This is a genomic window from Fibrobacter sp. UWB16, assembly GCF_900215325.1.
Classification (GTDB): Bacteria; Fibrobacterota; Fibrobacteria; order Fibrobacterales; family Fibrobacteraceae; genus Fibrobacter.
In genome coordinates this window covers 157571-171866 of sequence record NZ_OCMS01000005.1, presented here as the reverse complement: position 1 = coordinate 171866, position 14296 = coordinate 157571, and the positions used below count along the sequence as shown (strand labels likewise).

General features: G+C 50.9%; 9 protein-coding genes. 8 read left to right on the top strand and 1 reads right to left on the bottom strand.

Annotated elements, in window-relative coordinates; all coding sequences use genetic code 11:
* Positions 1-32: 32 nt before the first annotated feature.
* The 8 genes from CRN95_RS13635 (at position 33) to CRN95_RS13600 (ending at position 13244) form a co-directional block, all read left to right on the top strand.
* Positions 33-1031 carry an aldose 1-epimerase gene (locus CRN95_RS13635; protein ID WP_088630896.1) on the top strand — a complete coding sequence of 333 codons (999 nt, stop codon included), beginning with the start codon at positions 33-35 and terminating at the stop codon, positions 1029-1031.
* Between the two features lie 121 nt (positions 1032-1152).
* A complete protein-coding gene (locus CRN95_RS13630; RefSeq protein WP_088630895.1) occupies positions 1153-3474 on the top strand; it encodes a glycosyl hydrolase in 2322 nt (773 codons plus the stop codon).
* A gap of 311 nt (positions 3475-3785) precedes the next feature.
* On the top strand, positions 3786-5672 hold the full coding sequence (locus CRN95_RS13625; RefSeq protein WP_088630894.1) for a T9SS type A sorting domain-containing protein: 1887 nt from the start codon (positions 3786-3788) through the stop codon (positions 5670-5672).
* 250 nt (positions 5673-5922) lie between these two features.
* Positions 5923-7725, top strand: coding sequence for a glycosyl hydrolase (locus tag CRN95_RS13620; RefSeq protein ID WP_088630893.1), 1803 nt, complete (start codon positions 5923-5925; stop codon positions 7723-7725).
* A gap of 101 nt (positions 7726-7826) precedes the next feature.
* The gene (locus CRN95_RS13615) at positions 7827-9713 is read left to right on the top strand and encodes a glycosyl hydrolase (protein ID WP_159462324.1); all 1887 of its coding nucleotides are present in this window, start codon (positions 7827-7829) and stop codon (positions 9711-9713) included.
* A 65-nt stretch (positions 9714-9778) separates the two neighbouring features.
* Positions 9779-12199, top strand: a complete 2421-nt coding sequence (locus CRN95_RS13610) for a DUF3536 domain-containing protein (protein WP_088630891.1) — start codon at positions 9779-9781, stop codon at positions 12197-12199.
* Entirely contained in the window at positions 12175-12720 is a 546-nt protein-coding gene (gene hpt / locus CRN95_RS13605; protein ID WP_235003056.1) for a hypoxanthine phosphoribosyltransferase, read from the top strand. Before CRN95_RS13610 ends, hpt begins: the two co-directional genes overlap by 25 nt.
* Positions 12717-13244, top strand: coding sequence for a hypothetical protein (locus tag CRN95_RS13600; protein ID WP_073443074.1), 528 nt, complete (start codon positions 12717-12719; stop codon positions 13242-13244). Before hpt ends, CRN95_RS13600 begins: the two co-directional genes overlap by 4 nt.
* Positions 13245-13248: 4 nt before the next feature.
* Here the strand turns inward: CRN95_RS13600 and queA are convergent, their stop codons facing one another.
* Positions 13249-14295, bottom strand: coding sequence for a tRNA preQ1(34) S-adenosylmethionine ribosyltransferase-isomerase QueA (queA, locus tag CRN95_RS13595; RefSeq protein ID WP_088630890.1), 1047 nt, complete (start codon positions 14293-14295; stop codon positions 13249-13251).
* Position 14296: the final 1 nt, after the last annotated feature.

Genomic DNA, 14296 nt, shown 5'->3' with positions numbered 1-14296 from the left:
ATAGCAAAGATAGTAATTGCTAAATTAAAAACATGAGCAACTTCAAACTTATTTCCCGTCCTTTGGGCACTGTGCAGTGCTTTGTTTTGCAGCGTGACGACGGCGCTGAATTTGAAATTTTGAGCGGTTACGGCGCAGGCCTCAACGCCTGGCGCATCCCCGACAATAACGGCAAGCTTCAAGACCTCCTTTTCGGCTACCGCGAAGGCGACGACATTTTCAAAATGGGCCCCGACACAAACGCAGGTTGCAGACTCGCCCCCTTCCCAGGACGCGTAGCCTACGCCAAATTCAACTGGAACGGCAACGACTACCAGCTCGTCAACAATGTGAGCTGGGCACCGCACGCTCTCCACGGCTTTTTGCAGAACAAGGAATGGAACCTCCTGAGTTTCGAAAGCGATAGCGAAAAATGCGTCGCAACATTCGGTATCGACTGGCCAGGTGCATTTACAGGATTCCCGTTCCCCTTCCGTGCCGTGAACAAGATCACGTTCACCGGAGAAAGCTACACCGTCGAATCGACCGTCACGAATATCGGCAAGGGCGACCTCCCCTATTCCGAAGGCTGGCACCCCTATTACACGCTCGGAGAAAAGATCAACGGTCTCCAAATGACGCTCCCGGAATCGAACCTCGCGATTCTCGACAAGGCAGACATCCCGACGGGCGAATTCAAGCCGGATACCCGTTTCGTGGGCGGTAGGCTCATCAATGACGAGTTCATCAACGATTGTTTCTGCTTAAACCAGGGCGAAGCCCCCTACGTTCTCAAAAACAAGAAAAATTTTGAGAACATTTTAGCCTCCGTAGAACTCAAAAGCGATACCAAATCCCTCCAAATTTGGCAAAAGGCCGGCAAAGAACAATATAACGCCATCCAGATTTACACTCCGCCTGACCGTATGAGCATCGCTATCGAGCCGATGACCGCGGAACCCGATACTTTAAACCATCACCGCGATTTAATCGTCATCAAGCCAAGCGAAAGCCGCACGTTCGTTTTCGGAGCAAAGTTCCAAAAACGCTAAAAACGGGCTAAAAAGGCATCCAAAAATGCCCGTAAACATATTTTTTCCTTTCAAGCAAAAATGCTATTGCATTTTTGCTTTTTTCAATATATTTTGAGAACACGTATCTTAAGGAGAGAACATGGATTTTAAGAAAGTTTTCCTCGCATGTGGCCTTTCAGTCGCCTGCACCGCCTTCGCGGCCCCGTATGAAGCCGAAGACGCAGCCATCACCAAAGACGCAGCCGTCGCCTCTAACACCGAAGCTTCCGGCGGTAAATACGTCAAGATGAACGGCGGCGACATCACTTTTTCCAAGGTGACGGTCGAAAAAGCAGGCAAATACACCATCGTTCTCCACTACATGAACAATTACGGTGGATCCAAGATTAACAACGTCGAAGCTGGCGGAGCCTCCTCTGCCGTGACGTTCGACGTGACCGATAAGGGCAAATTTGCCGACGTCGAAACGGTCATGAACCTCGCCGCCGGTGAGAACACCATCGCCATCACCAATAGCTGGGGCTGGATTGACCTCGACTACATCGAAGTCAAGGGTTACGAAGCTAAAGCGTTCAACCTCTGCAACGCCCCGGTGACAAAGACAGCCACCCCGTCCGCAGTCAAGCTTTACAACTTCCTCGTCAATAACTTTGGCAAAAAGACCATTTCTGGCGTGATGACCGGTAATATGGACGCCTACACCAAGGGTGACGCCACCCTGCACGAAGACGTTCAGGCCGTATTCAAGGCTGGCGGCAAGTACCCCGCACTTGTTGGAGTTGACCTGATGAACGCCACTGGCGGCAGCAAGGACAACAGCTGGTTCCAGGAATACACCGAAAAGGCCATCGATATCGCCAAGAGCACTTGGAAGAAGGGCGGCATTCCGGCATTCACATGGCACTGGCGTCCGGGTGACGAAGAAAACTTCTACGTGAAAGGCGCAAACGACAATTACACCGAATTCGACTTCACCGAAGCTTTCGTGACCGGCACGACCAACTGGGATACCGTTTCGACCGCTTACAAGGCTCTCGTCGCTGACATCGATCTCGTTTCTAAGATTTTCCTTGACCTCCAGAAAGAAGGCGTTGCCGCCATCTTCCGTCCGCTCCATGAATCCGGTGGCAACTGGTTCTGGTGGAGCACCCACACAGGCAAGCAGTTCGCAGCCCTCTACCAGTTGCTCTACGAACGCATGGTGTTCACGAATGGCGTCAACAACCTCATTTGGGACTTCAATCCGAAGGACGCCGCTACGATGTCCTGGACTCCGGGCGAAACCTACTATGACGTGTTGAGCGTAGACATTTACAATGCAGCCAACGATCACCAGAGCAACAGCTCCGCATTTATCGACCTTACGAACAAGGCTGGCACCAACAAGATTATCTCCCTCAGCGAAAACGGCCCGATTCCTGACGTTGACAAGATGTACGAAGACGGTGCTACTTGGAGCTGGTGGATGCCGTGGTACGAATCCCCGAGCTGGAACGGCGGCTATGTGAGCCAGACTGCAGCAAGCGTATGGCAGAAGAACCTCGCTGACGAACGCATCATCACCCTCGACAAAATGCCGGGTTGGGACAACTATAGCGAAGCTGCCGCAGCAACAAACGTTTGCCCGACTTCTACACAGAATGCCAAGTTCGGTGCAGACACGGCCAAGGCCAATCCGGAAAATGTTGACCTCGTCATGGGCGTGACCTACAAGGCTATCAACGATAGCGGTGCAAACATCGAATTCAAGAAGGTTCCGAAACTGACCGGTGCAAAGAGCATCGCCGTCACAATCGAAAACAAGGGTTCCGGTGGCGAAATGAACGGCATCTGGATCGGCATGGCATTTGTCCGCGATGGCTCCGCCGATAAGGCATGGACTTGGGAACAGTCTCCGTCTGACGGCTGCTGGCTCAACGACGGTGCAAAATCCACTTGTGAATTTGCCATCGAAACTTACACCGATGACGCAGGCGTCGAACACCCGATGGACCTCGACAACCTCTTCTCTGTCACCTTCATCTTGGCTGGCGCTAACGGATTCGAAGGCACCGTGCTTTTCGACAACATGGTCACGGACAACGGTATCATCATCAACGGATTCAATAAGAAGACTGAACTCTTCACCGCCGCAGACCAGAGCAAGGGCCACATCGCAAGTATCGAGCTCTATAACAAGGACGGCACGCCGGCAGGCACATCCGCCATCAAGCCGATTGCCGCCGCAAAGAAGGCAGGCATGAGCGTCAAGAACGGCAACCTCTCGCTCACCGCAAACGTTTCCGGTTTCGCAAGCATCGACGTGTTCAACATGATCGGCAAGCGCATCGCTACACTCCACCGCGGAAACCTCAGCGCAGGCAGCCACACGTTCAGCCTCCAGAACCTCAACAAGGGTCAGTACATCATCCGCGTCAAGGGCGCCGGACTCAATGCCACCCAGAAGGTTCTCATCAAGTAGACTATAACACAAAAAGCCAAATACCTAAAGGCGGCCGCACAAGCGGTCGCCTTTTCTTACAATGTGCATTTCGTCACTTTTCGCCCCGAACGGCCCAAATAAAACGTTTATTTATCTTACATTTCCGTGAAAATATTGCACTTTATCACAGCGCGTCTTGACTTCAAATTTCACAAATCTATTTTTCAATAGACGATATTTAGGATGTTTGGGGGTGTGGACATTTTCCACAAGTTTTGTCAACACTCAAAAGTCGGGATTGCCCTATTTCATCGTTAAAAATCTAGTTTCAAGAAAAACAAGGATATTTCATGAATAGCTTCAAGACTTTAATCGCCGCATCGCTCCTCGGAACGGCCGCATTTGCAGCCCCGGGTCTCACGGTAAGCGGAACCGATTTGCAATACAACGGCAAGAAGATTTTCTTCTCGGGTACAAACCTCGCCTGGAGCGACTACAATTCCGACGTGGGTGCTTCCCCGCTGGACGAAAACGCATGGCGTAAGGCTGTGGAAGGCACGCGTGCCGCAGGCGGTAACGCTATTCGTTGGTGGCTCTTTAACAACATGAGCCAGAGCCCAACAATTGACGAAACGACGCACTTGGTCACGGGCCCAAAGGAAAACACCATCGCGAACATGAAGAAGGCTTTGGACATCGCTGAAGAATATGGCGTGATGGTTTCGATGTGCCTTTTCAGCCACAACTTGATGGAACCGAACCAGTGGGGACTTTACAACGAAAAGCTCGACATTACCGCTAACGAATTGCTTTTCGAAGATGCAGGCACCAAGGCTTTTATTGACAACGTCCTTATTCCTGTCGTAAAAGCAATCGGCAACCACAAAGCGCTCATGACTTGGGAAGTCTTTAACGAACCCGAGGGTATGACTAGCGAATGCAGCGGCTGGACTACAAAGAAGATGGCACTTGCCAAAATCCAGAAGTTTACGAACAAGGTTGCAGCAGCCATCCACACGACAAACCCGGATCTTCTCGTTTCGACCGGTAGCGTGAACATCAAGTATCAGAAGCATTGGAATGACGCAGCCCTCATCGAAGCGGGTGGCGAAGCCAACGGTACGCTCGACTTTTTCCAGACGCACTATTACCCGTACTGGCAAGACAATTCCGTAAGCCCGTTCGTAAACACTGCGGCCCAGATGGCGACCAAGTACAGCTACGATTCCAAACCGATGATTATTGGTGAATTCCCGGCAAGCGGTTGGGCAGGCGATACTTACCGCTCCAATTTCGCCGCAAAGACAGAAATTACAACGGAAGAATGCTACCGCAAGGCTTTTGACGGCGGTTACGCAGGCGCTCTCGCCTGGCAGTACATCGGCGACAAGACCGAAGCAAACTTTGGCGGTTACAGCTACACGATTGACCCGGCTCTCGACGCCATGAAGAAGCTCGCCGCAACGGAAGAAGCAAGCATCAAGATTAAGGATGTGAACATTGAAGGCGGCAATGGCGGAAACGGCATGATGGCTGTGACCTACGGTGCCGACAATGGCCAGGTGGAATACCAGAACAAGGGCGGCTGGGACCTCTCCGGCGCAACGACGTTCACTTGGACCGCCAAGAACAACGGCAAGACCGACGCAGACATCTACTTGATTTTCAAGCTCACGGATTCTTGGACCTGGACGGAAACGGAAGGCAGCTGCAAGGTTCCGGCAGGCGAAAAGGTCACATGCTCTATCGATATCTCTAGCTTTGCCGACCGCAACAAGACGCTCAGCATCACGCTTGCCAACTACGCCGCTGGTTACACTGGCACGTTGATTTACGACGATATCAAGGCTGGCGATTTGACGCTCTTTGACTTCAACACCGACAAGTACGACGCCTTCAAGCGCGGTTACGAAAACACCGAAGAAATGATTCCGGAAATCAAAATCGTTTTCGATGAAAACTACGTTTACGGCAAATCCACAACTTTGACAAAGAGCAAAATCGCAACTTCGAAGTTCACTATCAACGGTGACAAGATTATGCTCAACACAAAGGCAAAAGGTCAGGTCAGCGTTGACGTGTTCGGCATGAACGGAAGAATCGTTGCCACGCTCTTTAACGGAGTTCTTGGCGCAGGCAACTACGTGTTCAGCCTTGCCGATATGCCGAAGGGTCAGTACATCATACGCATGAAGGGTGCTGGAATCACCACGACTCAGCCCGTGATTGTGAAGTAATCCTTTGAAAGGAGATTTCCGGTCATCCCCGTCAAGCGAGGACAAGCGCCGAGATGACAATGCAAATGAGTCCCGCTTTTCGCGGGACTTTTTCTTTAAATGGAACTGGATCCTTCGCTTCGCTCAGGATGACGAATTGCGTTGCTCAGGATGACGTGGGGCATGACAATGCTGTTTTTTGGACAAAAGCAGTGACGAAAATCCTTTGAATTTGGGGCGCAAGAATATAGATTTAGGGGTGGAGATATGGATGTTTATGAAACACTTTAACTACACAAATTTTGTCGCTACGGCAACTGTCGCAGCACTCGCAAGCACCGCTTTTGCCGCCACCCCCATCCGTTTAGAAGCCGAAGACGCCGTCCTCGCCGATGACCACAAAGTCGTCGTAATCGAAGATGCTAAAGCTTCGGGCGGAAAATCCGTCGATATGAAAGACGGCAATTTGGAGTTCAAAGTGGCAGTCCCCGTAACGGGCTATTACACTCTTTGGGCCACATACCAAATACCATCAACATCGACCAACAAAATCCAGAACTTGACCGTCAACGGCGTTTCTGCAGGGCAGATTTCTTTTGGAATTTCTGACGAATTCACGACCATCAAAGGCGCGGGCAAAATCAAGCTCACCGCAGGCGAAAACAAAATAGGCATCGTCCACAGCTGGGGTTACGTCAACCTCGACTACATCGAACTCACGGAATACGAAGCCAGCCCGTGGAGCATTTCACCGAATCCTGTCACGCCAGAGCCAACCGAAAGTGCACAGAAGCTCTACAACTTCTTGCTCAACAATTTCGGCAAGCACGTGATTAGCGGCGTCATGACGGAACGCCCGTTCGAAAATAACGGCCAGTACACCCCGCAAAACTACGAAACACAAACCGAACTCAGTTACATCAACAAGGCTAGCGGCAAGAACGTGGTTCTCGTAGGCTTTGACTTTTTGCATGCCTCGGGCAAGAATTCTGACCAGCAATGGTATCAGGGGTACACGCACGCTTCGCTCGAAATGGCAAAGACGGTCTGGAAAGCAGGTGGCATTCCGCAATTCAACTGGCATTGGAAAGACCCGATGCACGAAGTCGAAGCGTTCTACACGCAATCGAGCGGAAACGATCCCTACACCGAATTCAGTATCAACAAGGCTTACGACGAATCCACCGGCAAATGGAAAACAAGTAGCGATGAATACAAGGCCATTGTCCGCGACATGGAAATGATCGCCGACTCACTTTTGACATTGCAAAAAGAAGGCGTCGCCGTTCTTTGGCGACCGCTCCACGAAGCTAGCGGCAAGTGGTTCTGGTGGGGTACAGATGGTGCAAAATCGTGCGTTGCACTGTACAAGCTCATGTTCGATATTTTCGTGAATCAGAAAGGATTGCACAACTTGATTTGGGTGTGGACCACCGACGAAGCGAGCGACGCTCTCGACTGGTATCCGGGCGATGAATACGTGGACGTTGTGGGCCGCGACTACTATTACTACCCGCGTGAATCAAACCACTCCAGCCTCATCGGCAGCTTTGAGACGGTCAAGGAAATCTTCGGCGGCAAAAAGATTGTCGCGCTCAGCGAAAATGGTTCTGTGCCCTACCCTGACGAGATGAAGGCCGATGGCGCCAACTGGAGCTGGTTTATGCCGTGGTATGGCGACTACGCAATGGAAGGCTGGGCAAACGACAACAATGCCGAAAGCTGGAAAATCGTGATGAACAACGAATACACCTTGACGCTCGAAGATATGCCGGGCTGGGACAAGTACGAAATCGTCACGCCACCGACAACGGGTTTCAAGAACACGTTAAACGCACAGAAGATTGCCACAAGTTTGTCTGTTATCGGAAAGAATTTGCAAGTGATTATTCCGAGTGTCGCAGCATACGCCAACGCAAGAGTTGCAATTTTCGACATGCAGGGCAATCAGGTAATGAGCCGCACTATCAATGGCACAGCAAGCATTAACTTGAGCGGAATTGCGGTTGGACAGTACCTCGTGAAAGTGCAAGGCAATGGATTTAACCAAAACGGAAAGATTCTAGTAAAGTAATTGAGAATACCGATCCCGGAATAAATCCGGGATGACATTGCAAAAAAAAACGTTTCCGGCATAAAGCTGGGATGACAATGCAAAAAAAATGGAGTGTAGATATGGGATGTAAATCAATCGCGGGCGCATGCTCCGCAATGGCTTTTGCCACAGCAATCGCGGCAACATCAATTTATGCCGCACCGACAACTTACGAAGCCGAAGATTTGAGCGGCGCAACCGTTGCCGAAGGCGCAGACTTTTCGGGCGGCAAATACGCTAAGCCCGCCGACGCTAGCGGTATCACGTTTACGGTCAAAGTCGAAGAGACCGCCGTTTACGATATTACCACAAAAGTTCTCATCAAGCAATACGACTGGACTACCTCTAAAATCACAGTCAACGGTGTCGATGTAGGTTCCATGCTCACGACTCCACGTAATTGCGATTCGAGCTATGTCGTGTCCGCATCGGCAAAAATGAAGGTTGGCGAAAATAAGATTACGGTCGGGAACCAAGCCATCGGCGTGGACTACATCACCGTCGAACGCCATCCCGATCCGGAATACAAAATCGGTACCGCTCCTGTCACGCCCAATGCGTCAGAATCCGCACGCAAAGTATTCTCTTTCTTGCGCGAGAACTTTACGAAAACAACGCTTAGTGGCATGATGATCAGCGACCAGAATTTCAACTACGATTATGGCAACATGAAACTCATCCCGCCGGGCGGCTGCACTCCTGCCGATTCCTGCAAGTACACCGACGCAGAAGTTTCATGGAAAGGTCAGACGGATATTGCCGAATTCTACAAACGCACAGGGCACTACCCCGCCATTGGCGGTTTTGACATGCTCTTTGCCGCCGGCGGACATTCCGATGAAGGCTGGTTCAGAGGTTACTCTGAAAACAACCTCCTGATGGCAGAAGAACTCTGGAAGTTGGGCGGCATTCCGACATTCACATGGCATTGGAAAGTCGGCGAAGACACTGTATTCTACACCAAAGACACCTACCCCATGAACGGTTACCGCAGCAGCGGATGCGCCAATGGAGCAAAGGGTTCTAGCGAAAGCAACACGTGCTTCAACTACACTAAGGCTTTCAAGGATTCCACCTGCAAGGAAATCAACGAAGCCTCTCAAGAATACAAGGACATCGTAAATGACATCGATAAAGTTTCTGCACTATTCAAGCAATTGCAGGAAAAAGACGTTGCCGTCATCTGGCGCCCGCTTCATGAAGCAAGCGGTGGCTGGTTCTGGTGGGGTGTGGGCAGTGGCGATTGCTACAAACAACTTTACCGACTCGTCTTTGACCGCATGGTAAAAACAAATGGCCTCAAGAATTTGCTTTGGGTCTGGAACATCAATACCGACCCGCAATTTGGTTACGATTACTCAGCACTCAATGCTAGCTGGTATCCGGGCGATGAATACGTGGACATCGTTGCTGTTGACATTTACGACCCGCTCAACGACCACAATTCCGGTGCAAACTACTACAACAAAATCGTGAGCGATGTGGGCACGAACAAGATGATTGCATTGAGCGAAAACGGCGCCATCCCAGACATCGATAGCATTGCCGAAGACAAGGCCAATTGGAGCTATTGGATGACGTGGAGCCAGACCTGGAGCGGAAACTTCTTGGAAAAGACAACCGCAGAAATGTGGAAGAGGAATCTCGATGACAAGCGCATCATCGCGCTCGATGACATGCCCGGTTGGGACAAGGTCACCATTCGCAATCCTATTGCAAAACGCATTATAGCAAACAACGTAAATCTTGCTATAAATAGCAAGTCGCTTTCGTTGTCCACAAATCAAAATGGTAACGCCACCGTCACTATTTTCGACCTGACAGGACACCGCGTCGCCACACTTTTGCAGGGTCAAATTTCGGCAGGAACGCATAGCTTAAGCCTCCAATCGCTCGCCGCCGGCAACTACATTGTCAAGGCTAGTGTCGGACATCACAATACCATGCAGGTTTTACGCTTAAAATAGTGCGCGTCGCAACATGTATTTTAAAAAAAAGGTTCACTTTTGAACCTTTTTTCTATTTTTAAACCATGACCGAAAAGAACCCCCTTTACTTTACTATTCACGGACATTTTTATCAGCCCCCTCGCGAAAACCCTTGGACTGGTGTTATCGAGAACCAGCCAAGCGCACGTCCGTTCCACGACTGGAACGAACGCATTGCCAGCGAGTGCTATAGCCCGAACTCCGCAAGCCGTATTTTAAATTCTAAAGGCAAAATTGTCGACATCGTAAACAACTACGATTTCATGAGCTTCAACATCGGCCCGACTCTCATGGGCTGGATCCGTACCAACACGCCCGACACCTACAAACGCATTCAGGACGCCGACAAGCGCAGCCAGGAACGCATGAACGGGCACGGCAATGCGATTGCACAAGTTTACAACCACATCATCATGCCGCTCGCAAGCACGCAAGACAAGCGTACACAAATTCGCTGGGGCATTGAAGATTTCAAGTTCCATTTCGGTCGCATGCCCGAAGCCATGTGGCTTGCCGAAACAGCCATCAACTTTGAAACCGTTGTCGAGCTCATCAAGGCAGGCATCAAGTACACGATTCTCTCGCCCACGCAGGCTGACAAGTTCCGCAAGTTTGGCGACAAGAAGTGGACCGATTGCAGCAACACGAATATCGATACCACGCGCCCGTACCGCATTTACCCGCGCGACAAGGAAGGCAACCTCGTCTGTGACGGTTACCTCGACGTGTTCTTCTACAACCCGTGGCTTTCGAGTGCCGTCGGCTTTGAACATTTACTCCGCGATGCAGGGACTTTTGGTCACCGCATTGAAAGCGCCTGGGACGCAAACCGCAGCGAACCACAACTCGTAAGCATCGGCACCGACGGTGAATCTTACGGCCACCATGAACCGTTTGGCGACATGTGCGCCGCATGGCTCTACAACAAGTTCGCTCCGCAGAACCACATGGTTCCGGTGAACTACGGCTGGTACCTTGAAAAGTTCCCGCCCAAATACGAAGTTGAACTCAAGAATTTCTACGGCGAAGGTTGCGCTTGGAGCTGCGCTCATGGTGTTGGTCGCTGGTATAGAGACTGCGGTTGCTCCACCGGCGGTGGCGCCGACTGGAACCAGAAATGGCGTGGTCCGCTCCGCGATGCATTCAACCACCTCAAGGAAGTCGCCGACAACATTTTCGTTCGCGAATTCGAAAAGATTTCAAAGATTGATCCGTGGGAAGCTCGCAACAACTACATCCAGGTGATTGTCGCGCCCGAAGACGAATCCCGCAAGGAACAGTACCTCAAGGATACGCTCAAGGATTACGAAAAGCAAGAAGACCGCGCCAAGGCCATCCGACTTCTCGAAATCCAGAAGTTCTGCCTGTTCAGCTTCACGAGCTGCGGCTGGTTCTTCAACGATATCGAAGGGCTCGAACCGGTGCAGAACATGCGTTATGCCCTCCGCGCGATGCAGCTTTTAAAGCCGTTCCTCCCGATGGGAGACAATCTCAAGAGCGAAATTCTGTACATCCTCGCCCGCGCCACAAGTAACGAACACAAGTGGAACGGCGCCGAAGTCTTCACGAAGTACGCCGAAGAAAACGTCCCGTCCGTCATCAAGCAGATGGCAGAACGTGCCGCGATTTACCACCTCGAACTTGAAGAAGACTACCTCAACAAGGATTCCCGCATCACGGCAACAAAGATTGCGTCCCGCCGTCGCCAGACGCTCGTGCGCACGTCTTACGAAGACAACGATCTCGGTGAATCTTGCGTGACCACGAACTTGGTCGTCACGGACCAGCTCAGCCGCGTAAACATCGTCGTTGCCATGGGCGAAGAAAAGGAAAGCGGACTCACGTTTGTTGAAAATACGAACATGACAACGGAACAACTCCACGAGCTCTATCCGACAGCATACGTTGTCCGCATGAGCAATCTCGCGAGCGATTCCCTGAAGCGCATCAACCAGCTTTCGACGCAGATGCACCTCGAAAACATCACAAAGTCGTTCTCCGGCTTTGCGCTGAACCATGGCATTTCCATCGACAGCCTTGCCGACCCGGACCACACCTTGCCGGACACCATGAGGAAAATTCTCACGGTGGAAATCAACGCACGCATTCACCATGCCGCTTTGCAGTTGCTGAACGAGCACAACAAGGCGAACATCGAAGAAATTCACGAGCTCATCACCGAAGCAACAGCGCTCAACACGCACTTTAGCTTTGGCGGGCTTGGCCACATGTTCTTCCATAAGCTCACACTCCTCATCGACGAAGTAGCAAAGAAGTTCAACGAAGAAACCCTCAACTACATCACCGATCTCATCACGGTCGCCGATTGGCTGAAGATTTTCATCAACAAGACTTCTCTCGAAAACCACGTCTTTGGCATCTACAAGCAATACAAGGCAGAACCTGACGGAAAGTTTGCGGCCCTCAAGCCGATGTTCCAATGGCTGAACTTCGAGGTGATTTAATGTACAAGCTGCCAAGCGCTCCACTCATTACAGCGCAAGAGATAAATGCGCGTCTGGACTCACTCGCCTCTGAACTGAAGGCGTTTGATTTCGACGTGATTTTATCTGCACTTACCGGCAGCTACATGTTTACCGCCGACTTGTCTCGCCGTATCGCGACTCCGAAATTGCGCATCGCATTTATCAAGGCGTCAAGCTACGGCGAATCCGACAAGCCAAATGCAAATGTCCATATTTCGGGCCTTGAAGGTCTCGACATCAAGGGCAAACGCGTTTTGCTGATTGACGACATTCTAGACACTGGCAACACGATGTATTCCCTCGTGAAAGCCCTCGCGGATTACTCCCCCGCCTCCATCACGACTTGCGTACTGTTGAACAAGGAATCAAGACGAACGGTGAATTACCATGCCGACTTCGTTGGTTTTGAAATTGAAGATAAATTTGTGGTAGGTTACGGTCTCGACTATGCAAATACGTACCGCACCTATCCAGAAGTATGGGCACTTGAAGAAGCATGATTGAAAACAACAATAACGTAAACAACAGCGATAACGATGATTTGAACGAAGTCAAGAAACACGCGACCATGACGTTCGCCGCTCTGGAACGCAGTTTCAACAGAATGGCTTACCGCAGAAGAAACACCATCCGCATCATCGTCTGCTTGCTGTTCTTTTTCTTAGGCTACCAGGCCAACAACTGGTTTAGCAGCAAGATTCCGACTGAAAAAATCATTGAAAAAATTGCAGCCCAGCCGGACCTTCCGAACAAGTGCAAATTCCGTTATGACCGTTCCATGGAATACGCCATCATGCACGAATGCGTTTTCTCGCACGACACGCCGACAGACGACGTGAAGCTGATCCAGCGCATCAACTACTGCTCTTGCGCCTTGGAACGCGTACAAAAAAAGAAGCCCTTCCAGAAGATGTTTGAAAACAACCTGGAGGACTTCACATTTAAGATTCGCGAAGAAATCCTTTGCAAGGACGAAAAGATTCCGCAAGCGCTCGAAATGGAATCCGAAACGCCTGCAAAATAATCCCTTACAATATCAGCATTCCGTCGCCGTAGCTGAACAATTTAAGCTTGTTCTCTACGGCCATTTTGTATGCGTCGAGCGTGTTTTCACGACCATAGAATGCCGACACAAGCAAAATGAGAGAGCTCTTGGGCCAATGGAAATTGGTTAAGAGACCATCCACAATCTTGTACTTGTATCCTGGGTAGAAGAACGCATAGGTCACGCCCTTTTGCGGTTTCAAAAATCCGTTGGCATCGGCGACCGTTTCAATCACGCGCGTACTCGTCGTACCGACCGTCACAATGCGGCCACCTTCGCGCTTCGCCTTGTTGATGATGTCGGCATTTTCCTTGGTGAGTTCGTAATACTCGCCGTGCATCTTATGCTGCGTGAAATCTTCGACAGAGATGTTCTGGAACGTTCCCGGGCCCACATGGAGCGTGACTTCAGCAACGTACACACCCTTCGCCTTCAAGTCTTCGAGCATTTGTTCGCTAAAGTGGAGACTTGCGGTCGGTGCGGCCACAGCGCCAGCATACTTTGCGAAAATCGTCTGGTATGCCTTCTTGTCGTCTTCGTCATCGGGGCGGTCAATGTAGGGCGGCAGCGGAACGTGCCCTTCCTTGTTCATGACCTCTTCCATCTCGGCAGGAGTCTTTTCAAAACGAAGAACGCGGTTGCCGTCTTCTTCATGAACTTCTTCCACGAACGTGCGCACACCAGCGAGCTTGAGTTCACGCCCGACCTGGAAAGCCTTGCCCGGATGCACCTTGGCTTCAAAGCGGGCCTCGCCTGCTTCGGAGGGGTTCAACGCCTGCACCAAGAGGACTTCGACCTGACCGCCAAATTGCGTTTCGCCATACAGACGAGCAGGAATCACCTTCGTATTGTTCACCACGAGGCAATCGCCTGGGCGGAACAGGTCGACAATTTCAGGAGCCTTCATAATGCGGCGTTCGCCGCCATTTTTGGGGCAATACAAAATATGCGTCTTGCCCTTGCCCGCCGTACGGGAGGCAATCAATTCTTTCGGGAATTCAAAGTTATAATCAGAAAGACGGTATTCCATT